Source organism: Actinomadura sp. 6N118, assembly GCF_044326415.1.
GTDB lineage: Bacteria > Actinomycetota > Actinomycetes > Streptosporangiales > Streptosporangiaceae > Spirillospora.
This window is the reverse complement of sequence record NZ_JBIRAZ010000013.1, coordinates 241883-263463: the sequence shown is the minus strand read 5'-3', so window position 1 is coordinate 263463 and position 21581 is coordinate 241883. Positions and strand designations below refer to the sequence as shown.

Genomic DNA, 21581 nt, shown 5'->3' with positions numbered 1-21581 from the left:
AAGCACACTGACCAGGCAAATTAGAGGCGGCCAGCACACGAGATCATGGCATGCCCCGTCCTACGCTGACGCCATGCCTCTCCTGGACGGCACCACACTCCCCACGTTCGCTCGCGGCTGCGCGGTGCTGGGTTCCGGCGGCGGCGGAGGCGTCGGCGTCGCCCTGGCGACCGCGCTCCAGGCCGTCGAAGATCACGGACCCGTCCACGTCGTGCAGCACGAGGACCTCGACGCCGGAGCGCTGGTCATGCCGTGCGGGATCATCGGCTCCCCGGCGGTCGCGGGCGAACGCATCGGCGGCGGCACCGAGGCCGAGGTCCTGCGCGACACCGTCGAACGGCTGCACGGCGCGCCCGTAGCGGCGCTGATGTCCAGCGAGATCGGCGGCTCCAACGGCTGCCACGCCGTGGCATGGGCAGCCGGCCTCGGCCTGCCGCTCGTGGACGCCGACGCCATGGGCCGGGCCTTCCCCCGCATGGACCAGAACGCCATGGAACTGGCCGGCATCGCGCCCACGCCCTGCGTCCTCACCGACGAACGCGGCCGCACGGTCGTCCTCGACCATGTCGACGGCCGGTGGCTGGAACGGCTGGCCAGAGGAGTGCTCGAGGCCTTCGGCGGCCAGGCCGCCACCTCCGAGTACGTGCTGCGCGCCGGCCAGGTCCGCACCGCCGCCGTCACCGGCTCGGTGTCGCGCGCCCTGGCCATCGGAGCGGCGCTGGCCGGCGGAGTCCCCCATGAGCCGGGCGGCGGCCTCGGCCGCCTGATCACCGGCAAGATCTCGGCTGTCGACCGGACCGGGACCGGCGCCACCGCCGCCATCGTCGAGGGGCTGGGCCCCGACACCGGGCGGCTGCTACGGCTGGAGGCACAGAGCGAGTACCTCGCCGCCTACGAGGACGGCCGCGCACTCACCCTGGTCCCCGACATCATCGCCGTCCTCGACACCCGTACCGCCGCCGCCATCGACGTGGAACAGCTGCGCTACGGGCTCCGGGTCAGCGTGCTCGCCCTCCCCTGCGCGCCGGTCTGGAACACCCCAGAGGGCCGCCGACTCGCCGGACCGGCCGCCTTCGGCCTGGACGCAGCCATCACAGACACAGCCACCACACCGGAGGTGGCCACGTGATCACCGGAATCGAGGTCGGCCCCACCCACACCGACGCCGCCGTCCTCACCGACGACGCGGTGCCCTGGGCAACGGCCAAGGTGCCGTCCGTTCCAGGCGATCCCGTGGCATCCGTCCGCGATGCCCTGGCCGCGCTCCCCCAGCACCCCCGCACCCAGGTCGCCGTCGGCCTCCGCGGCCCCGCGCAGGCCCTCGTCGAACGACGGGGCCTCGCCAAGGTCGGCGTGCTCCGCATCGGCGGGCCCGCCGCCCAGGCCGTGCGGCCCCTCTTCGGCTGGCCCGCCGACCTTAGCGACGCCGTCTGCGCCGGCACCGCCATCGTCGAGGGCGGCGGCGGCTTCGACGCCGCCGAATGGACCCCGCTCGACACCGGCGCCGTCGCCGCGTTCGCCGCCGCACTCGCCGGGCGCGCCGACGCGATCGCCATCGCCGGGGTCTTCTCGCCCGTGGACGGCGCGCAGGAACGCCAGGCCGCCGACATCATCCGCCGCGAACTCGGCGACGCCATGCACATCTCGCTGTCCGGCGAGCTGGGCCCGCTCGGCCTGCTGGAACGCGAGAACACCACCGTCCTGGACGCCGCGCTGCACCGCGTCACCGCCGATCTCGCCGACGGCCTGCAGGCGGCCATCGGCGGCGCCGCGACCGTCCTGGTCACCCGCGGCGACGGCACCCTGATGGGCCTGGGCCACCTGCGCCGGCACCCCGGCCTCGGCCTCGGCGGCGGCCTGGCCGGCACGCTGCGCGGCGCCGCCACCCTCACCGGGCTGGCCGACGCCGTCGTCGCCGACGTCGGCGAGCACCGCGTCCGCGTCGCCGCCCTCACCGCCGGCTTCCCGCAGCAGGCGCTCGACGCCGAGATCACCGGCGTCCCCGTCGGCTTCTGGATGCCCGACGTCATCCGGGTGCCCCGCGGCGGCCCGCGCGCCCACCACGAGCTCGCCGAGGCCGTCGACCGCATGCAGCCCGCCGCCGGACGGCTCCCCCTGGTCGTCGTCGGCGGAGGCGCCACCGAGGTCCCCGCGACGCTGCCCGGTGTCGCCGAGGTCCGCCACCCCGACCACGGCGCCGTCGCGGGAGCCATCGGCGCCGCCTCCAGCCCCGTCGGCGGCCAGGCCGAACGCGTCGTCCGCCTCGACCCGCGCACCGGCCTGCAAGCCGTCCTCGACGACGTACGGGAAGAAGCCCGCGCCAGCGCCGTACGGGCCGGAGCCGACCCTCGCCGCGTCCAGGTGTCGGAAGTGACACAGACCCCGCTCCCCTACCTGCCCAGCGTCACTCTGCGGCTGCACGCCCGCGCCTCTGGCCCCGCCCACCCCCTGTAACCCCCTGTAACCCCGGCCCAGCCCGAAAGGCCAACCCATGTCAAAGACCGGCTCACCCATCGACCAGCCATCGCCCCCAATACCGGCCAAGGCCTCCTCCCACACCGACGAGGACTACCCGCTCGAACGGGTCCCGCAGTCGGCCCGCTACTCCTGGTTCAACGTCGCGGTCCAGCGGTTCGGCCAGCTGTCGGACCTCACCCAGTTCCTCCTCGGCGCCACCCTGGGCGCGGGCCTGTCGTTCTGGGGCGCCTTCTGGGCGTTCACCCTCGGCTCGGTGATCCTGGAGGTCGTCTGCATCTTCGTCGGCATCGCCGGGATGCGCGAGGGCCTGTCCACCTCGGTGCTGGCCCGCTGGACCGGGTTCGGCCGGTACGGGTCGACGCTGATCGGGGTGGTCATCGCGGTCTCGCTGTTCGGCTGGTTCGGCGTACAGACCGCCGTGTTCGCCACGGGCCTGCACTCGCTGGTGGGCGGCCCGCCGCTGTGGGTCTGGTCGATCATCGCCGGGCTGGGCGTGACGGTGCTGGTGCTCAGAGGCTTCCGCGTCATGGGCTGGACCGCGTTCGTCACCGTCCCGGCCTTCCTCGGCCTGGCCGGCTGGGCGATGTACGTGGAGATCTCCAAGCACAGCCTCGGCGACCTCGTCGCCTCACCGCCGTTCGGCGAGCCGATGTCCATCGCGACCGGCGCGACCATCGTCGCCGGGTCCTACATCGTCGGCGCCGTCACCACCCCCGACATGACCCGCTTCAACCGCACCACCGGCGACGTGGTCAAGCAGACCCTCGTCGGCATCTCCCTCGGCGAGTACGTCCTCGGCCTGGCGGGCGTGCTGCTGGCGTACGCCGTCAAGACCTCCGACGTCATCGCCATCATCACCGCGTCCTCCGGCGTCGCCGGCGTCATCATCCTCATCTCCGCCACCACGAAGATCAACAACTGGAACCTCTACTCGGCCGCGCTGGGCCTGATCAACGCCGTCGAGTCGCTGGTCGGCGTGCGGCTCAACCGCGTCGCGGTCACGGTCGGCATCGGCGTGCTCGGCAGCATCGCGGCCGCCGCCGGGATCCTCGACCGGTTCGCCGACTTCCTCACCCTGCTCGGCGTCCTCACCCCGCCGATCGCCGGGATCATGGTCGCCGAGTACTTCGTCGCCCGCCGCTGGCGGCCCGCCCTGGACGCCTCCCGCGAGCTCGGCAGGCTGCCCGAGACCGAACCCGGCTGGGTCCCCGCCACCCTCGTGCTCTGGACCGCCGCCGCGACCGTCGGCTGGTTCAGCGAGCACCACCACTGGTGGGGCATCCCCGCGCTCAACTCGCTGCTCCTCGCCGGCGTCGGCTACGTCCTCGCCGCCCGCCTCGGCCTGGTCCGCGGCACCCGCGAGCTCCCCGTCGAGCAGCCCGACCAGCCGGCCGCAGCCCTGGAGGCCGCCGCACGCGGCGGCACCGCGGCCACCACCCACTCGTAGATCACCAGGCACAGCAAATCCCACACCCCGTAAATCCCACACAGCAAAGGAGCGGAATGCGCATCGGCATCGACGTCGGCGGCACCAACACCGACGCGGTCCTGCTGGACGGGGACACCGTGCTCGCCACGGTCAAGTCCCCCACCACCCCGGATGTCACCGGCGGCGTGATCACGGCCGTCAACGCGGTCCTGGACGGGTCGGGCGCCGCACCCGGCACCATCACCGCGGTCATGATCGGCACCACGCACTTCGTGAACGCCCTGGTGGAGGGCGAACGGCTCGCACCGACCGCGGCCGTACGGCTCGGCCTGCCCGCCACCGCGGCGCTGCCGCCGATGTCCGACTGGCCCGCCCGGCTCCGCGCCGCCCTCGGCAATGCCCATGGTGATGCCCCCTCGTTCCTCTGCCACGGCGGCCACGAGTACGACGGCCGTGAGATCTCCCAGCTCGACGAGGGGGAACTGCGCAAGGCCGCCGCCGGGATCGCCGCGCGCGGCATCCGCTCGGTCGCCATCTCCTCGGTCTTCTCACCGGTCAGCGCCGACGCCGAGCTCCGTGCCGCGGAGGTGCTCGCGGCCGAGCTCGGCGACGCGGTGCACCTGTCGCTGTCCCACGAGATCGGGCGCGTCGGCCTCCTCCCCCGCGAGAACGCCACCATCGTCAACGCCGCGCTGCGCGACCTCGCCGTCACCATCGTCGAGGCGTTCGGCGGCGCCCTCACCGCCGCCGGGATCACCGCGCCGCTGTTCCTGTCCCAGAACGACGGCACGCTGATGGACGTCGAGCACGCCCGCCGCCATCCCGTCGCAACGTTCGCCTCCGGCCCCACCAATTCCATGCGCGGCGCCGCTTACCTGTCCGGCCTCACCGACTGCGCCGTCATCGACGTCGGCGGGACCACCGCCGACGTCGGCATCCTCACCGGCGGCTTCCCGCGCCAGGCCGCCGGCGAGGCCGAGCTCGCCGGCGTCCGCACCAACTTCCGCATCCCCGACGTGCTGTCCCTCGGCATCGGCGGCGGCTCGCTCGCCGACCTGGACACGCCCTCGATCGGCCCGCGCAGCGTCGGCTACCGGCTCACCGAAGAGGCGCTCGTCTTCGGCGGTGACACGCTCACCGCGACCGACCTCGCCGTCGCGGCGGGCCGCGCCGACATCGGCGACGCCGCCCGCGTCGCGCACCTCGACCCCGGTGCCGTCCAGGCCGGGCTCGGGCACATCGCCGCACGCCTCGCCGAGACCGTGGACCGCATGCGCACCTCCGCCGAGCCGATCCCCGTCGTCGCGGTCGGCGGCGGCAGCATCCTGGTCGGCACCGAACTGCCCGGCTTCTCCGACGTACGGCGCCCCGGCCACTTCGCCGTCGCCAACGCCATCGGCGCCGCCATCGCCCAGGTCGGCGGCGAGGTCGACCGGGTCTTCCAGGTGCCCGCCGGCCGCCGGGACGCCGTCCTGGACGCCGCCAAGGCCGAGGCCGTACACGCCGCCGAGGAGGCCGGCGCCCGCCCCGGAACCGTCACCATCACCGACATCGAAGAGGTCCCCCTCGCCTACCTGCCCGGCGGCGCCACCCGTATCCGGGTCAACGCGGTCGGCGACCTGGACCTGCAGCGACTGGAGACCGCCCATGCGTGAGATCCGCCCCGAGCACCTGGACGACATGGCGCGCGGCGCCGGGATCCTGGGCACCGGCGGCGGAGGCGACCCCTACGTCGGCAAGCTGCTGGCCCAGCACGCCATCCGCAAGCACGGCCCGGTGACGGTCGTGGACATCGACGAGGTGCCCGCCGACGCCACCGTCGTCGCCATCTCCGGCATGGGCGCCCCCACCGTGTCGCTGGAGAAGATCCCCGCCGGCACCGAGGAGGTCACCGCCCTCCGCGCCCTGGAGAGGTTCCTCGGCCGCAAGGCCACCCACCTCGTGCCCATCGAGGTCGGCGGGCTCAACTCCATGACGCCGTTCATCGCCGCCGCCCAGACCCGGCTCCCCGTGGTCGACGGCGACGCCATGGGCCGCGCCTTCCCCGAGGCCCAGATGGTGCTGCCCGGCCTCATCGGCGTCACCGTCACCCCGATGGCCGTCGCCGACGACAAGGGCAACACCCTGGTCCTGGAGACGGTCTCCAACCTGTGGTCCGAACGGCTCGCCCGCACGGCGTGCGTCGAGATGGGCTGCTCGGTCTCCTGCGCCGACACGGTCATGCGCGGCGACCAGCTGGCCGACGGCCTCGTCCCCGCCACCCTCACCCTCGCCGAAGACCTCGGCCGCACGGTCCGCGAGGCCCGAGCCGCGCACGCCGATCCGGTCGCCGCAGCCAGCGATCTCCTCGGCGGGATCCGGCTCCTCACCGGCAAGGTCGCGGACGTCCAGCGCCGGACCTCCGGCGGCTTCGCCCGCGGGCAGGCCCGCATCGACGGCCTCGGCGGCGACGACGGCCGGTGGCTGGAGCTCAGCTTCCAGAACGAGCACCTGCTCGCCCGGCGGGACGGTGAGATCGTGGCGACCACGCCCGACCTGATCTGCGTGCTCGACACCGACAGCGGCGAGCCGGTCACCACCGAGGGCCTGCGCTACGGCCTGCGCGTCACCGTCCTCGGCGTGCCCTGCGACCCCCGCTGGCTGACGCCCGGCGGTCTGGAACTGGCCGGGCCGCGCTACTTCGGCTACGACACCGGCCACGTCCCGCTCAGCCGCTGAGCAGGGCCGACACGGCCTTCTCCAGGCGGGCGGCGCGGCCCGCCGGGGTCCTGGCCTTCAGGAGCGGAAGGATCAGCTGGTAGCGGCCGGTCTTGTCGAGTGCCTCGAAACGGGCGGCGGCCTGCGGGTCGGCCTCCAGCGCCGCGGCCAGGTCGGGCGGCACTGTGGCGTTGCGCTGGGCGACATAGGCCGACTCCCACCGGCCGTCCGCCTGGGCGGCGGCGACCTCCGCCAGGCCCGGCGGCCGCATGCGCCCGGCGGCGATCAGCGCCTCGACCTTCTCGACGTTCACCCGCGACCACGGGCTGCCCTTGCGGCGGGGTGAATACCGCTGCAGGTAGAAGTCCTCGTCATGGGCCTTGCGCTGGCTGTCGATCCAGCCGTAGCACAGCGCGACGTCCAGCGCCTGGGTGATCGTGAGGGAGGTGGCACGCCCGCCCTTCTTGGCGATCTTCAGCCACACTCCGCCATCGTCTGCGTGGTGCTCGGCCAGCCAGGATTCCCACTGAGCCTCGTTCTCGAAGTGCATCATGCGGCTCTCTCCCTTCCTCTCTGCCAAAGCTAGAGGTCGTTGAGGAACGTGCAGTTCCTCAACTCGGGGAGATACACCAAACCCGGCGCCTTTACATTGTAATTTGAGAGCTCAAATAGTGTCCGATGGCATGCTCCGATGGCACTCGTGGCGAAGACGGTATTCGTGTGCTCAGCGGGCCATCAAGGCGCGGACGGCCTCGTGGGCGGCCTTGCGCATCTCCGCGTGGAGCACAGCGTTGGCGTCGCGGTCGGTGCGGGCCTCGACGATGCGCAGCCCCTCCCCCGCGATCGCCTTGGGCAGGTCCGCCGCGGCCTCCAGGCGCCGGTACGGGATGCCGTGCGCGGCGGCGATGTGCTCCAGGTCGACCCGGTGCGGCGTGCCGAAGACCCGCTCGAACGGGTCGCGCAGCGCCGCCTGCGGCAGCAGCGAGAAGATCCCGCCGCCCTCGTTGTTGACCACGATGATCGCCAGGTCCGGGCGGCGGTCGTCGGGTCCGAGGATCAGCCCGTTCTGGTCGTGCAGGAACGCCAGGTCACCGAGCAGCGCGTAGGCGCGGCCGCTGTGCACCAGCGCGGCGCCGATCGCCGTGGAGACCAGCCCGTCGATGCCGCTGGCGCCCCGGTTGGCCATGACGCGGATGCCGCGGCGCGGACGCATCACCTGATCGAGGTCACGGATCGGCATGCTCGCCGCGGTGAACAACAACGAGCCGCCCGGCAGCCCGGCGACGAGGTCGCGGGCCAGCCGCGGCTCGCTGACCTCGGGGATCGCGTCGAGCACCGAGTCCACCGCCGCGGCGGCGGTCAGGTCGGCGCTGCGCCACGACTTCAGCCACGCGTCGTCGCCCGACACCACCGGGATCTCCACGTCCTGGGCGACCTGGGTGGCCGAACGCACGGGGTCGGGCCAGCGCGTCAGGTCCGGCGAGAGCACGACGTGCTCCTCCGCACGGCGCAGCAACGAAAGGAGGGGCCGGGAGAGACCCGGCTTGCCGAGCGTCACGACGACCTCGGGCCGGTGCCGTTCCACGAACTCCGGCACGCCGAGCAGGAAGTGGTGGGAGGAGAGCGCGTGGTCGCCGTAGCGGGCGTTGCCGTTCGGCTCGGCCAGCACGGGCCAGCCCGCCATCGACGCGGCGGCGACGTAGCGCTTGACGTTGGTGGCGCCGTCACCGACGACCAGGACCCCGCGGCGGGTCGGCGGCACGTGCAGCACCGACCCCGGCGTGGCCGCCCGCACCTTGGTCCAGGCCCCCGTCGCGTCGCCGTCCAGGGGCTCGCACCAGGTGGCGTCGCCGTCGGGGATCAGCGGCTCGCGGAACGCCGCGTTCAGGTGCACCGGGCCCGGGTCGGGCGCGAGCGCCAGGCCCCACGCCCGGCTGATCAGGGAACGCCAGTAGGCGACCATGCCGGGCCGGTTCTCCGGCACACCGATCTCGCAGCTCCACCGCGCGGCGGTGCCGTAGATCTTGACCTGGTCGATGGTCTGATTGGCGCCGGTGTCGCGCAGCTCGGGCGGCCGGTCGGCGGTCAGCACGATCAGCGGCACATGGGACTCGTGCGCCTCGATGACGGCGGGGTGGAAGTTGGCAGCGGCCGTGCCCGAGGTGCAGACGAGCGCGACCGGCCGGCCCGACCGCTTGGCCATGCCGAGTGCCAGGAACGAGGCGGACCGTTCGTCGATGCGCACGTGCAGCCGGACCCGGCCGGCCCCGGACGCCTCGTGCAACGCCAGCGCCAGCGGCGCCGACCGGGACCCGGGCGCCAGCACCGCCTCGGTCATCCCGCAGCGCAGCAGTTCGTCGACCAGCACGGTCGCCAGTGCGGTGGCCGGATTCATCGCGCGACTCCGATCACCGGTGGTGCGTCCATCAGGGCCTGGGCGTCGGCGACCCGGCGCCGCCAGCCCGCCTGCAGCTCATCGTCGGCGGGCTCGAACCGGCGCAGGGCGTCCTCGACCACGTCCGGGCGGCGTACCGGGATCGCGCCGTCCTCGGCGACCAGCGGGTCACCGACGACATCGCCCTGCAGCAGCGAGAGTGTGGCCAGCCCGCACGCGTACGGGAGCTCCGGCAGCGCGGCGGCCAGCGCCAGGCCCGCCGCGAGCCCGATCGAGGTCTCCACCGCGCTCGACACCACCACCGGCAGGCCGCACGCTTCGGCGATCTTCAGGGCGGCGCGGACACCGCCGAGCGGCTGCACCTTGAGCACGGCGACGTCGGCGGCCTCGGCCGCCCGCACCTTGAACGGGTCGTCGGCGCGCCGGATGGACTCGTCCGCGGCGACCGGCACGTCCACCAGCCGCCTCACCTGCGCCAGCTCATCCAGCGTCGCGCAGGGCTGCTCGACGTACTCCAGCCCGAACCGGTCCAGCGTCCGGATCATCCGCACGGCCCGGTCGACGTCCCACGCCCCGTTGACGTCCACGCGGATCCTGCCGTCGGGGCCGATCGCGTCGCGGACGGCCTCCACCCGGGCCACGTCGTCGGCCTCGCCTTGACCGCGTTCGGCGACCTTCACCTTGGCGGTGCGGCAGCCCGAGGCCCGCGTCATCTCGGCGGCCGTCTCGGGGCCGACCGCGGGGATCGTCACATTGACCGGAACGGTCTCGCGCAGCGGCGCGGGCCAGCCGTCGTAGGCGGCTTCACGCGCCGCGGCCAGCCAGCGTGCGCACTCGGCGGGGCCGTATTCGGCGAAGGGGGAGAACTCGCCCCAGCCGGCGGGGCCGTGGATCAGCACGCCCTCCCGTTGCGTGATGCCGCGGAACCGCGTCCGCATCGGGATGGAGTAGACCCTCACCCGTTTGACCCCCTGCCGTTCACCCTGAGGTTTTTAGTAGTACCACGGGAAACGCGACCAATCGGGGTCACGCTTCTCAAGGAAGGAATCACGTCCCTCGGCGGCCTCATCGGTCCCGTACGCAAGCCGGGTCGCCTCGCCCGCGAACACCTGCTGCCCGACCAGGCCGTCGTCCACGAGGTTGAAGGCGAACTTGAGCATGCGCTGCGCCGTCGGGCTCTTGCCGTTGATCTTGGCGCCCCACTCCAGCGCGGTCCGCTCCAGCTCCGCGTGCGGCACGACCGCGTTGACCATGCCCATGCGGTGTGCTGCCTCGGCGTCATAAGTGTCACCCAGGAAGAAGATCTCCCTGGCGAACTTCTGCCCCACCTGCCGGGCCAGATAAGCCGATCCGAACCCGCCGTCGAAGCTGGCCACATCGGCGTCGGTCTGCTTGAAGCGGGCGTGCTCCCGGCTGGCGAGCGTCAGGTCGCAGACGACGTGGAGGCTGTGGCCCCCGCCTGCGGCCCAGCCGGGCACGACGCAGATGACGACCTTGCCCATGGTCCGGATCAGCCGCTGCACCTCCAGGATGTGGAGCCGCCCCGCCCGGGCCGGGTCGATGCTGTCGGCGGTCTCCCCCTCGGCGTACTTGTAGCCGTCCTTGCCCCGGATCCGCTGGTCGCCGCCGGAGCAGAAGGCCCAGCCACCGTCCCTGGGTGACGGCCCGTTGCCGGTGAGCAGGACGCAGCCGACATCGCTGGACATCCGCGCGTGGTCCATGGCCCGGTAGAGCTCGTCGACCGTGTGCGGCCGGAAGGCGTTGCGCACCTCGGGCCGGTTGAACGCGATGCGGACGGTGCCGTGATCGACCGCCCGGTGATAGGTGATGTCGGTGAAGTCGAAGCCCTCGACTTCCTTCCAGGCGCCGCTGTCGAACAGCTCCGAGACCATGTGCCCCTCTTCCATGTCGCTCGCTGGCGCCTCCATTCAACGGCACGCCGAATCGAACGTGTTCAGCGGGGTCGTTTAGGCTGATCGCATTATGGATCGCCGTCTGCACGCCGTCGTTCTGCCGCCGGGACCGCGCCTGTACGCGGCGCTCGCCGCGGCGCTGGACGGCACCGGCCCGGCGATCTGCCCGATCTCCCCAGACCTCCCCGGGCCGGCGCTCCGGGACCTGGTGAACGCGCTGGCCCCGCACGCGATCGAGACCGAGGACGGCATCCACCCCCATCGGGCGGGCAGCGCCGGCATGCCGATCACCGGCATCCCCGTGGCGCCGGAGACCGCCGTGCTGATCGCGACCTCCGGCTCCACCGGCATCCCCAAGATCGTCGAGCTGCCGGCGAGCGCGTTGCTCGCCTCAGCGGCCACGACGTTCGACCGGATCGGGGCCGGGCCCGATGATCGCTGGCTGTGCTGCCTGCCGACCAGCCATATCGCCGGTGTCCAGGTCCTGGTCCGGTCGCTCGTCGCCGGGACCGAGCCGGTGATCCAGCCGCGCTTCGACGCGATGGCGGTGGCCAGTGCCGATGTGGCGCATCTCTCGGTCGTCCCCACGCAGCTCCGCCGTCTCCTGGACGAGGGCACCGACCTGTCGAAGTTCCGTTCCATCCTGCTGGGCGGCGCCGCCGCTCCCCCGGACCTGCTCGACGCCGCCAGGGGACGCGGCGCGCGGGTTTTCACCACATACGGCATGAGCGAGACCTCCGGTGGCTGCGTGTACGACGGCGTGCCGCTGGACGGCGTCCGGACCGGCATCGGAGCGGACGGGCGCATCCGGCTCGCCGGGCCCGTCCTGTTCAGCGGATACCGGCTGCGGCCGCAGCTCACCTCGGCCGCGCGGGACGGCGACTGGTTCGTGACCCAGGACCTCGGCGTGATCGAGGACGGGCGGCTGCGCGTCCGCGGCCGGGCCGACGACGTGATCGTCACGGGCGGGGAGAAGGTCGTCGCCGGTGAGGTCGCCGCGGCCCTGTCCCGCCATCCCAAGGTGGCGGACGTGGTGGTCGTGGGCCGCTCCGACCCCGAGTGGGGCCACCGGGTGACCGCCGTGGTCGTGCCGGCGGGCGAGGCGCCCGATCTGGCGGGGCTGCGCGGCTGGATCCGCGAGACCATGCCCGCGTACGCCGCGCCGCGCGAGCTGGAACTGGTCGGGGAGATCCCGCTCCTGCCCTCCGGCAAGCCGGACCTGGAGGCCCTCCGGCGCCCTGGATCGCAATAAACCCGTAAAGTCTTCAAGAATGTGAATCCGGCGCTCCACAAGGGGCTCCGGGCCGCTCCTGGGGCCCGCCCGGGGGTTTCGGGCGCTGTGGCCGGGAACAGAAGCCCTCCGTGCAGCGTTCCGATAAGTGCGCGCATCACTAGCGATTTACGCCTCCGCGTCGCACCCACACAGTGAAGGGAGAGGGGTGCCCCCATGCCGCGAACCGCTGTAGAGACCCCGCTCACGGAGTTGACGAGCCCGGCGCTCGCCGACCTCCTCGAGCGTGGCCGTGCTCAAGGGCGCCTCTCGCTCGACGAGGTACGCAAGGCCTTCGAAGCCGCCGGTATCAGCCCCTCGCAGGGACGTTCCATCCTGCGCGAGCTCTCCGACGCCGGCATCGGCCTGGCCAGCGAATCCGAGTCCGCCGGCAAGCCCCCGGCCAAGACCACCAGGGCCAAGACCCGCAAGCCCGGCAAGGCGGCCGGCCCCGGCGAAGCCGCGGACGAGGCGGACGTGACAAAGGTCACCAAGGCCCCCGCCGCGAAGCGGGTCACCGCCAAGAAGGCCGCCGGCAAGTCCGCCACCCAGGCCGCCGTGCAGGCCGTCGACGACCGTGAGCCCGCCGCCGCGGAGCTCGACGACGCCGACGACGGAACCTTCGAGGTGACCGAGGTCGAGGGCGCGCCGCTCGCCGACCTGGACGACCAGTCGACCACCATGGGCGACTCGGTGCACACCTACCTCAAGGCGATCGGGCGGCGCCAGCTGCTCACCGCCGAGCAGGAGGTCGACCTGGCCAAGCGCATCGAGGCCGGGCTTTACGCCGAGCACCTGCTCGAGACGCAGAAGCTCAGCCCCCAGCGCCGCCTTGACCTGGAGTGGGTCGCCGCCGACGGCCGCCGCGCCAAGTCCCACATGCTTGAGGCCAACCTGCGCCTGGTGGTGTCGGTCGCCAAGAAGTACTCCGACCGCGGGCTGTCCCTGCTGGACGTCGTCCAGGAGGGCAACCTGGGCCTGATCCGCGCGGTCGAGAAGTTCGACTACTCCAAGGGCTACAAGTTCTCCACCTACGCCATGTGGTGGATCCGCCAGGCGATCCAGCGAGGCTTCGCCGACTCCGCCCGCACGATCCGCCTTCCCGTCCACGTCCTGGAGATGCTGAGCAAGCTGAGCCGGATCGAGCGGGACATGCACCAGCGGCTGGGCCGCGAGCCCACCCCGGAGGAGCTGGCGGTGGAGCTCGACAAGAGCCCCGAGCAGGTACGTGAGCTGCTGCGCACCAGCCGGCAGCCGATCAGCCTCGACTCCACCATCGGCGAGGACGGCGAGACCCGCATCGGCGACCTCATCGAGGACACCGACAGCCCCGAGGCCGCCGAGCTGGTCGACCGCCAGCTCATGGCCGAGCAGCTGCGCCGCACCCTCGACATCCTCAGCCCGCGCGAGGCCAAGATCATGGCGATGCGGTTCGGGCTGTTCGACGGGACGCCGCGGACGCTCGACGAGATCGGCAAGGCCCTCGGGCTGACGCGCGAGCGCATCCGCCAGCTGGAGAAGGAGTCGCTCTCCAAGCTGCGGCACCCCAGCAACGCCCAGCCGCTGCTCGACTTCGCGGTCTGACCCCAGCCCAGCACGCACACGAGCCCCGCCTGGCCACCCGGCCCGGCGGGGTTCGCTGGTCTTCGGCGTCGTGCGTCGCGCGCCGTCAGTCTCCTCGGCGGAACTCCCAGATGGCCACGGCGGTCAGGATGGGGCCCAGGGCGACGATGATGAGGAGTTCGAGCCAGACGGGGACGACCCACCCGTTCCAGGTGACGCCGGGGTTGAAGGTCTTCTCGAGCTCCGCCGACACGTCCAGGTGGGCGAAGACGACCTGGCGCAGCGGGTCCACCGCGTACGTCAGCGGGTTGATCCGGGTGAGCACGCTCAGCCAGGTGGGCAGGCCGTTCAGCGGATAGAGGGCGCCCGACAGGAACATCATCGGCATCATCGCCATCTGCATGAGGGCGAAGAACGACTGCATGGTCTTGATCCGCGCGGCCATGATCACGCCGAAGCCGGTCAGCGCGAAGGCGCCGAGGAACATGATCCCGATCATCTCCAGGAGCAACAGCGGGTCGTACGGCACACCCGCCAGCCCGGCCAGCATCACGATCAGCAGGCCCTGCAGGGTGGCCACCGTGGCGCCGCTGACGCACTTGCCGACGACGATCGCGGACCGGCTGACCGGCGCGACCAGCATCTCGCGCAGAAAGCCGAACTCGCGGTCCCACACGATCGAGCCGGCCGAGAACATCGCGGTGAACATCACCGACATCGCGCAGACGCCCGGGAAGATGAACGTCTTGAGGTCGATCTCGCCGGACGGGCCGCCGCTGGCCATGAGGTTGGACAGCCCCGTTCCCATCACCAGGAGCCAGAGCACCGGCTGGACCAGGGTGGAGACGATGCGCATCTTGTCGTGCCAGAACCGGATCAGCTCCCGGTGCAGGACGATCTTCACCACGCGCAGGTCGTGCCGGAAACTGCGTTCGGGCACCTGAACGCGGACGACGCCGCTGCCCGCCTCCGCCGGAGCCGGAGTCCCCATGGTCATCTCCTTCCCCGGGCGACCATTCGCATCCAGTCGCTGGCCGACCCCTCGGCGTCGCGAATCGTATTGCCGGTGAACGACATGAACACATCGTCCAGCGACGGCCGCGACACGCTCACCGACCTGATCGGCATCCCGAGCTCGGCGAACAGCCGCGGCACGAACGCCTCCCCCGACGGCACCGCGAACGTCACCGCGCCCTCGGCGACCTTCGCCTCCAGGCCGAAGCGGTCCCGCAACGCCGCGATCGCGGCCCCGTCGTCGTCGGTGTGGATCTGCACCCGGTCCTTGCCCACCCCCGCTTTGAGCGCCTCGGGCGTGTCCAGCGCCACGATCGTGCCCTGGTCCATGATGGCGATGCGGTCGCAGAACTCCGCCTCGTCCATGTAATGGGTCGTCATGAAGATCGTGATCTCCTCGGCGTCCTTGAGCCGGCGGATGTAGTCCCAGATCGAGGAGCGCGTCTGGGGATCGAGGCCGACCGTGGGCTCGTCCAGGAACAGTACCCGGGGCGAGTGCAGCAACCCCCGGGCGATCTCCAGCCGCCGTTTCATGCCGCCGGAATAGATCTCCACACGGTCACCGCGCCGGTCCCACAGTCCGACCATCTCCAGCACCTGGCGCATCCGGTCCGCCACCAGGGCTCGCGGCACCCCGTACAACTCGGCGTGGAAGCGCAGGTTCTGCTCGCCGGTGAGGTAGTTGTCCAGTGTCGGATCCTGGAAGACGAGCCCGATGTTGCGCCGCACGTCGTCGCGTTCGGAGACGACGTCGTGCCCGGCGACCCGCGCGGAGCCGGAGGTGGGCCGCAGCAGGGTGCAGAGCATGTTGATGGTGGTCGACTTGCCGGCGCCGTTGGGACCGAGGAACCCGAAGATCTCTCCCGCCGCCACCTGGAGCTCGATCCCCCGCACGGCCTCCAGCTCGCCGAAACGTTTGACCAGCCCGTCGACCGCGACAGCGGGTTCCCCGTTCGCCATGGCTCTCCCCGCAGATAAGTTAGCACTGCCAACGATAGAAGCATCTCCGTGTCACTCGCGCTTCCAAGGATGGGATGGCGGCCATGGGCAAGATCGTTTCTAACTTCTTCATCTCGCTGGACGGCGTCGTCGAGTCGCCCGACCAGTGGCACTTCCCCTACTTCAACGACGAGATGGGCGCCGCGGTGAGCGCGGGGATGGAGACCGCCACGGCGTTGCTGATGGGCCGCAAGCTCTACGACGAGTGGTCGGCTTACTGGCCCGCGCAGAGCGACGACGAGCCGTTCGCCACGTTCATCAACAACCAGCCGAAGTACGTGGTGTCCAACTCGCTCGACAAGGCCACGTGGAACAACACCACGATCATCTCTGGTGACGTCGCCGCCAAGATCCGCGAGCTCAAGGAGCAGAGCGAGGGCGACATCGCCATGTCCGGCAGCGCCACCCTCGTTCGCTGGCTGCTCGCCAACGGGCTCCTCGACGAACTGAACCTGCTGGTCCACCCGATCGCCGTGGGCCACGGCCAGCGGCTCTTCGAGGACACGCCCACGCAGCCGCTGCGCCTGATCGACAACACGGTGTTCCAGACCGGCGTCCTGCACTCGATCTACGCGCCCGCTGAGACCCCGCCGGCCGCGAACGAGTAGGCAGAGATCGGGGAGGCACAGACCGAGGGGACGTGACCCCGCGCCGCTCAGGCGGCGGGCACCGCGCCGCCGAGCCTCAGGCGGGCCTCGTCGAACCGGTCCAGCACCAGCTGCGCCACCGCGTCGTGGGCCCCGATCGGCGCGCTCGCGACATCGGCGCCCGCCGCTTCGATCCGGTGGTGGAACAACCCGGGCGCGAGAAGGTAGGAGGCGGCCAGGACGCGGCCCGCGCCATCGCGGCGCCGTTCCTCCACCACCTCGGCCAGCCCCGGGCCATCGGCCGCGACGAAGCCGTACGGCACGGGCCGGCGAAGCCGCCGCGCCAGGATCCGCGCGGCGGCCCGCACGTCGGCGACGCCCGCCGGATCGGACGATCCAGCCGCGCCCAGCACCACGGCGTCGGTGCGCCGTAGCGGCTCCCCGCCGGCCAGGGCGGCCGTCATCCGGTCGATCATGGCGTCCGCGAGCATGCCGTCCGGCCCGAGCGGGCGGGAGGTGACCAGGCCGGGGTGCAGCCGCTCGGCCCGCCCCGGGATGTCGATCAGCGCGTGATACCCGCGGGCCAGCAGCAGCGGCACCGCGACCACCGGCCCGTCGACGCCGCGCAGCGCGTCCTCCAGCGACGGCGCGGCGATCTCCGCGTACGCCTCCGCCACCCGCAGCCACGGCCGCAGTGCCCGCACCCGGTCGAGCAGCGCCCGGATCGTGGCGGCACCGGCCGGATCCCGGGTCCCGTGCGCGACGGCCAGCAGCGTCGGCTGTGGCAGTGTCGAATGTGGCAGTGTCGAATGTTCGTCCATCGGCTCAGCCACTCATCTCCGCACGAACAGGGTCGATCAAACGCGGGTCGCAGGCGAGGCGGTAACCGCGCTTCACGACGGTCTCGACGATCCCGGACCGGCCCAGCCCGCGCCGGAGCCGCGCCACCGCCATCTCCACCGCGTGCTCGTCGGCCTGGGGCCGCCCGTCCCGGCCCCACGGCACGCCGCCCACCATCAGGCGGCTGGGCAGCACCCCGCACAGCTCGGCACGCGACACCACATGCCCGGGACGCCGCGCCAGCGCTCGCAGGATCGCCATCGGGGCGGGCGCGATCGGCTTCAGCTGGCCGTCGAGCACCACCGCGTGCCCGCGCAACTCCAGCGAGAACCCGCGCACCTCGAGACGCCGCGACCGCCGTTGCGGCAGGTCGGTGACAAGCGCCCGCACCAGCGCCCCGATCCGGGCCCGCTCGGGCTGGACGGTCGGCACGCCCCTCTCCGTCAGCCGCTGTGCCGTGACCGGCCCGACGCAGGCCGCCACGACGTGCGTCCGCAACGCCTCCAGCAGCGGCTCTTCCAGGCCGTCCTCGGCGGCGACCGCGAGCGTCGCCGCGACCGCCGGGGAGCTGGTGAACGTGATGGCGTCCACGGTCCCCGCCACCGCCTGCCCGACCAGCCGCCGCAGCGGCGTGGAGTCATCGGTGCGCGACCACCGGTACACCGGGATCTCGATCACCTCGGCCCCGGCCGCCCGCAACGCTCCGGTGAACTCGGGAAGCTCCTCCCCGTACAGCTGCACGGCGATCCGGGTGCCGTTCAGATCCTTCTCCAGCAGGTGCTTGAGCACCTCGGCGCAGCTCTCCGACGTCGGCGACCACACCTCCTGCAGGCCTGCCGAACGGATCGCGCCGCGCGCCTTGGGCCCGCGCGCCAGCATGTCCACCTGGGACAGCCGCTCGATGAGCGCGTCGCGCAACCCCCACCCGTCGGCCGTCTCCAGCCAGGCGCGGAAGCCGATGCCGGTCGTGACGACCACGTGGTCGAGGGGCCGTTCGATGCAGTCGCCGGTGGCGTGCAGCAGGTCGGCGTCGTCCGACAGCGGGATGAGGCGGATCGCCGGCGCGTGCACGACCCGGGCCCCGCGCCGCTCCAGCAGCGCGGCCAGCTCCTCGTGCCGGCGGTCGGCGGTCACGCCGACCGCGAAGCCGGCGAGCGGCTCATTCCCGGTGCTCATCAGACCCCCGGTGCTCATCGGGCAGTGCCCCCTCCACAGCCACCTCCACACGGTCACCCACGGGATTGCGGCGGATCGGGAAGGTGGGCAGCGCCACCTCCGGGTCGGCCAGGCAGACGCCGGTCCGCAGGTCGAAGACGTCCTTGAACATCGGCGACGCGACGGTCGGCGCGCCGCCGCGGCTGCCGAGGATGCCGCGCGAGATCACGTACGCGTTGCTGAACGGGTCGAAGTTCGACACCGCGAACAGCTCGCCCTCGAAGGTCCGGAAGACCGCCACCTGAAGCCCGCCGACCATCGCGCAGACGCCGCGTTCGGGGATCAGGTCGGGGTAGGAGCAGACGTCCACCCAGCGGCCCCTGTCGGCGGGCACAGCGGTGGGCACGGCAGTGGGGAGCACTGCGGTGTCTCGGGTGATCGTCATGTCGGGTGTCGTGGTCATCGGGCGGCCACCTCCAGGCGTGGACCGGTCACCAGGACCGGCTTGATCTGATCGCGTTCCTGCTCGAAGACGATGCTCGGATCGGGAGTGTCGGGTGCGTTGACGAACGAGACGAAACGGCTCAGCTTGCCGGGGTCCTCGATGGCGTCGCGCCACTCGTCGGCGTAGGAGCCGACGTGCCGGTCCATCGCCGCGTCCAGCTCCGCGCAGATGCCGAGGCGGTCCTCGATGACCACCTCGCGCAGGTAGTCGAGCCCGCCCTCCAGCCCCTCCAGCCAGCTCGCGGTGCGCTGCAGCCGGTCGGCGGTGCGGACGTAGAACATCAGGAACCGGTCGATGTAGCGGACGAGGGTCTCGTCGTCGAGGTCGGTCGCGAACAGGTCGGCGTGCCGGGGGCGCATGCCGCCGTTCCCCGCCACGTAAAGGTTCCAGCCCTTCTCGGTGGCGATGATGCCGAAGTCCTTGCTCTGTGCCTCGGCGCATTCGCGTGCGCAGCCCGACACGGCGGACTTGAGCTTGTGCGGGGCGCGCAGGCCGCGGTAACGCAGCTCCAGCAGGATCGCCATCGCCGTGGAGTCCTGCACGCCGTAGCGGCACCAGGTCGAGCCGACGCACGACTTCACCGTGCGCAGGGCCTTGCCGTACGCGTGACCCGACTCGAACCCCGCGTCCACCAGCCGCTTCCAGATCCTGGGAAGCTGCTCGACACGGGCGCCGAACAGGTCGATCCGCTGACCGCCGGTGATCTTGGTGTAGAGCCCGAAGTCGCGGGCGACCTCGCCGATGACGATCAGCTTGTCCGGGGTGATCTCCCCGCCGGGGATGCGCGGCACCACCGAGTAGGTGCCGTTCTTCTGCATGTTGGCCAGGAAGTGGTCGTTGGTGTCCTGCAGCGCGGCCTGCTCCCCTTCGAGGATGTGGCCGTTGCCGAGGCTCGCCAGGATCGAGGCGACCACCGGCTTGCAGATGTCGCAGCCCCGCCCGCCCTGGCCGTGCTCGCTGACGAGCTGGGTGAACGTGGTGATGCCGCGTACCCGCACGATGTCGAACAGCTCGGCGCGGCTGTAGGCGAAGTGCTCGCACAGCGCCCGGCTGACCTCGATGCCGGCCGCCGTCAGCTCGGCGTCCAGGATCTTCTTCACCAGCGGCACGCAGCTGCCGCAGCTCGTCCCGGCCCGGGTGCAGCCCTTCACCCCGCCGACGTCGGTGAGGCCCTCATCCCGGATGGCACAGCGGATGTGCTCGGCGTTGACGTTGTTGCAACTGCAGATGACGGTGGCACCGGGGAGCTCGCCCCCTGCCGCCTCCGTGCCGCCGAACAGGGCCTGCTCGGGCGTGCCGGGCAGTTCCGCGCCGATGAACGCGCGAAGCGTCGGATAGGACTCGGCGTCACCGACCAGGACACCGCCGAGCAGCGTCCGCGCGTCGTCGCTGACGATGAGCTTCTTGTAGATCCCCGCGACCGGGTCGGTGTAGGTGACGTCCAGCGCGCCCTGCTCGGGCCCGGCGAAGGGGTCGCCGAAACTGGCGACGTCCACGCCCATCAGCTTCAGCTTCGTCGACAGGTCGGCGCCGGTGAAGCACGCGGGGCTCTCGTCCCCCGCGGCGGCGGCCAGGAGCTGGTCCGCGACCACCTCGGCCATACTGAAACAGGGGGCGACCAACCCGTACACCTGGCCGCTGACCAGGGCGCACTCCCCCACCGCGTAGACGGCCGGGTCGGCGGTGCGGCAGGTCTCGTCGACGACGATCCCGCCGCGTTCGCCCACCGGCAGCCCGCAGTCGCGGGCCAGCTCGTCGCGCGGCCGGATGCCGGCCGAGAAGACCACCACTCCGGCGTCGATGGCCGAGCCGTCGGCGAGCGCCACCCGCGCGACGGCGCCGGTCTCACCGGCCTCCAGGCCCGCCATGGGCGTTCCCGCGTGCACCTTCATGTCCAGGCTCTCGATGTGGCGGCGCAACATCGCGCCGCCGCCCTCGTCGAGCTGCCGCGGCATCAGCCAGGGCGCGACCTCGACCACGTGCGTGTCGACACCGAGGCCCTGGAGCGCGCGGGCGGCTTCGAGGCCGAGCAGCCCACCGCCCACGACGACGCCGCCAGCCCCGGGCCTTGACGTTGTAAGGTTTGTGCAGTGCTCGCGGAGCGCCTCGAGATCGTCGATCGTGCGGTAGACGAAGACGCCCGGCAGGTCCTTGCCCTCCACCGGCGGCACGAACGGGGCGGAGCCCGTGGCCAGCACCAGCGCGTCATAGCCGATCTCCCGGCCGTGACGCGTCCGGATCGTCCGCGCGTCCCGGTCGATGCGGACGACCTGGTCGCCGGTGATCATCTCCACGTCGGCGTCGTGGGCCGGATAGGCCAGCTCCGCGTCCTCCGTCAGGTAGGAGGTCAGCGCCACCCGGTCGTAGGCGGGCCGGATCTCCTCACCGACCACCGTGACCCGCCAGACGCCCGCGGTGTCCCGCTCGCGCAGGGCCTCCACCAGCCGGTGTCCGGTCGGACCGTGCCCGACGACGACCAACCTCATCCGTCCGCCTCCTCCATCACCCATGCGCCGATCCTCAGCAGGGGCCGTTTCGCGACTGCGTCCCCTTTGTCACCGGCGTGTTAAAAGACGCTCACGTTGAAATCGAATCGTGGTCACCTCGCAATCAGGCGAGCCAAGCGCAGCTTGTCCGTTGAAAGGGTGGTTGGGCGGGGGCTGTGGGATGGCGAAATTCGGTGGTTCTTTCGCACACCACAAAACCCCGCCGCTGTCGCGACGGGGTTCAGTGGAC

17 protein-coding genes and 1 pseudogene are annotated in these 21581 nt (G+C 71.9%); 8 read left to right on the top strand and 10 right to left on the bottom strand.

From position 1 onward, the window contains the following. The first annotated feature begins 73 nt into the window (after window positions 1-73). The 5 genes from ACH34W_RS31785 to ACH34W_RS31765 are packed head-to-tail and all read left to right on the top strand — an operon-like array spanning window position 74 to window position 6625. Complete coding sequence (locus tag ACH34W_RS31785; protein ID WP_395964821.1) at window positions 74-1129, top strand: DUF917 domain-containing protein; 1056 nt, start codon at window positions 74-76, stop codon at window positions 1127-1129. Further along, window positions 1126-2454, top strand: a complete 1329-nt coding sequence (locus ACH34W_RS31780) for a hydantoinase/oxoprolinase N-terminal domain-containing protein (protein ID WP_395964820.1) — start codon at window positions 1126-1128, stop codon at window positions 2452-2454. Before ACH34W_RS31785 ends, ACH34W_RS31780 begins: the two co-directional genes overlap by 4 nt. 37 nt (window positions 2455-2491) lie before the next feature. Next, window positions 2492-3925 carry a purine-cytosine permease family protein gene (locus tag ACH34W_RS31775; protein WP_395964819.1) on the top strand — a complete coding sequence of 478 codons (1434 nt, stop codon included), beginning with the start codon at window positions 2492-2494 and terminating at the stop codon, window positions 3923-3925. A 56-nt stretch (window positions 3926-3981) separates the two neighbouring features. After that, window positions 3982-5562, top strand: coding sequence for a hydantoinase/oxoprolinase N-terminal domain-containing protein (locus ACH34W_RS31770; protein ID WP_395964818.1), 1581 nt, complete (start codon window positions 3982-3984; stop codon window positions 5560-5562). Then, entirely contained in the window at window positions 5555-6625 is a 1071-nt protein-coding gene (locus tag ACH34W_RS31765; RefSeq protein WP_395964817.1) for a DUF917 domain-containing protein, read from the top strand. Before ACH34W_RS31770 ends, ACH34W_RS31765 begins: the two co-directional genes overlap by 8 nt. Here ACH34W_RS31765 and ACH34W_RS31760 read toward each other — a convergent pair. The 4 genes and pseudogenes from ACH34W_RS31760 to ACH34W_RS31745 all read right to left on the bottom strand — a co-directional run bounded on the left by ACH34W_RS31760 (window position 6615) and on the right by ACH34W_RS31745 (window position 10891). Next, the gene (locus tag ACH34W_RS31760; RefSeq protein ID WP_395964816.1) at window positions 6615-7157 is read right to left on the bottom strand and encodes a YdeI family protein; all 543 of its coding nucleotides are present in this window, start codon (window positions 7155-7157) and stop codon (window positions 6615-6617) included. The genes ACH34W_RS31765 and ACH34W_RS31760 overlap by 11 nt on opposite strands. Before the next feature lie 171 nt (window positions 7158-7328). Further along, on the bottom strand, window positions 7329-8999 hold the full coding sequence (menD, locus tag ACH34W_RS31755) for a 2-succinyl-5-enolpyruvyl-6-hydroxy-3-cyclohexene-1-carboxylic-acid synthase (RefSeq protein ID WP_395964815.1): 1671 nt from the start codon (window positions 8997-8999) through the stop codon (window positions 7329-7331). Beyond that, a pseudogene (locus ACH34W_RS31750) lies at window positions 8996-9982 on the bottom strand (o-succinylbenzoate synthase); the annotation flags it as partial. The pseudogene ACH34W_RS31750 and the gene menD, both read right to left, overlap by 4 nt. A gap of 9 nt (window positions 9983-9991) precedes the next feature. Then, window positions 9992-10891 (bottom strand): 1,4-dihydroxy-2-naphthoyl-CoA synthase, encoded by a 900-nt coding sequence (locus ACH34W_RS31745; protein ID WP_395964927.1) that lies wholly within the window; start codon window positions 10889-10891, stop codon window positions 9992-9994. 91 nt (window positions 10892-10982) lie between these two features. Here ACH34W_RS31745 and ACH34W_RS31740 point away from each other — a divergent pair, with 91 nt between their 5' ends. Then, the gene (locus ACH34W_RS31740; RefSeq protein ID WP_395964814.1) at window positions 10983-12164 is read left to right on the top strand and encodes an AMP-binding protein; all 1182 of its coding nucleotides are present in this window, start codon (window positions 10983-10985) and stop codon (window positions 12162-12164) included. A gap of 195 nt (window positions 12165-12359) precedes the next feature. Next, the gene (locus tag ACH34W_RS31735; protein WP_395964813.1) at window positions 12360-13766 is read left to right on the top strand and encodes an RNA polymerase sigma factor; all 1407 of its coding nucleotides are present in this window, start codon (window positions 12360-12362) and stop codon (window positions 13764-13766) included. A gap of 85 nt (window positions 13767-13851) precedes the next feature. On the opposite strand, the gene ACH34W_RS31730 is transcribed toward ACH34W_RS31735, so the two are convergent. Both ACH34W_RS31730 and ACH34W_RS31725 read right to left on the bottom strand, forming a co-directional pair. Further along, a complete protein-coding gene (locus tag ACH34W_RS31730) occupies window positions 13852-14736 on the bottom strand; it encodes an ABC transporter permease (RefSeq protein WP_395964812.1) in 885 nt (294 codons plus the stop codon). A 2-nt stretch (window positions 14737-14738) separates the two neighbouring features. Further along, window positions 14739-15719, bottom strand: coding sequence for an ATP-binding cassette domain-containing protein (locus tag ACH34W_RS31725; protein ID WP_395964811.1), 981 nt, complete (start codon window positions 15717-15719; stop codon window positions 14739-14741). An 83-nt stretch (window positions 15720-15802) separates the two neighbouring features. Here ACH34W_RS31725 and ACH34W_RS31720 point away from each other — a divergent pair, with 83 nt between their 5' ends. Continuing rightward, a complete protein-coding gene (locus ACH34W_RS31720; RefSeq protein WP_395964810.1) occupies window positions 15803-16366 on the top strand; it encodes a dihydrofolate reductase family protein in 564 nt (187 codons plus the stop codon). Window positions 16367-16413: 47 nt separating this feature from the next. On the opposite strand, the gene ACH34W_RS31715 is transcribed toward ACH34W_RS31720, so the two are convergent. The 4 genes from ACH34W_RS31715 to nirB are packed head-to-tail and all read right to left on the bottom strand — an operon-like array spanning window position 16414 to window position 21331. Beyond that, window positions 16414-17166 (bottom strand): sirohydrochlorin chelatase, encoded by a 753-nt coding sequence (locus ACH34W_RS31715; RefSeq protein WP_395964809.1) that lies wholly within the window; start codon window positions 17164-17166, stop codon window positions 16414-16416. A gap of 4 nt (window positions 17167-17170) precedes the next feature. Continuing rightward, entirely contained in the window at window positions 17171-18361 is a 1191-nt protein-coding gene (locus ACH34W_RS31710; protein WP_395964808.1) for a uroporphyrinogen-III synthase, read from the bottom strand. Then, window positions 18345-18803, bottom strand: coding sequence for a nitrite reductase small subunit NirD (gene nirD, locus ACH34W_RS31705; RefSeq protein ID WP_395964807.1), 459 nt, complete (start codon window positions 18801-18803; stop codon window positions 18345-18347). The genes ACH34W_RS31710 and nirD overlap by 17 nt, the downstream gene beginning before the upstream one ends. After that, window positions 18800-21331: a nitrite reductase large subunit NirB gene (gene nirB / locus ACH34W_RS31700; protein WP_395964806.1), complete on the bottom strand. Its 2532-nt coding sequence runs from the start codon at window positions 21329-21331 to the stop codon at window positions 18800-18802. Before nirB ends, nirD begins: the two co-directional genes overlap by 4 nt. Window positions 21332-21581 lie beyond the last annotated feature (250 nt).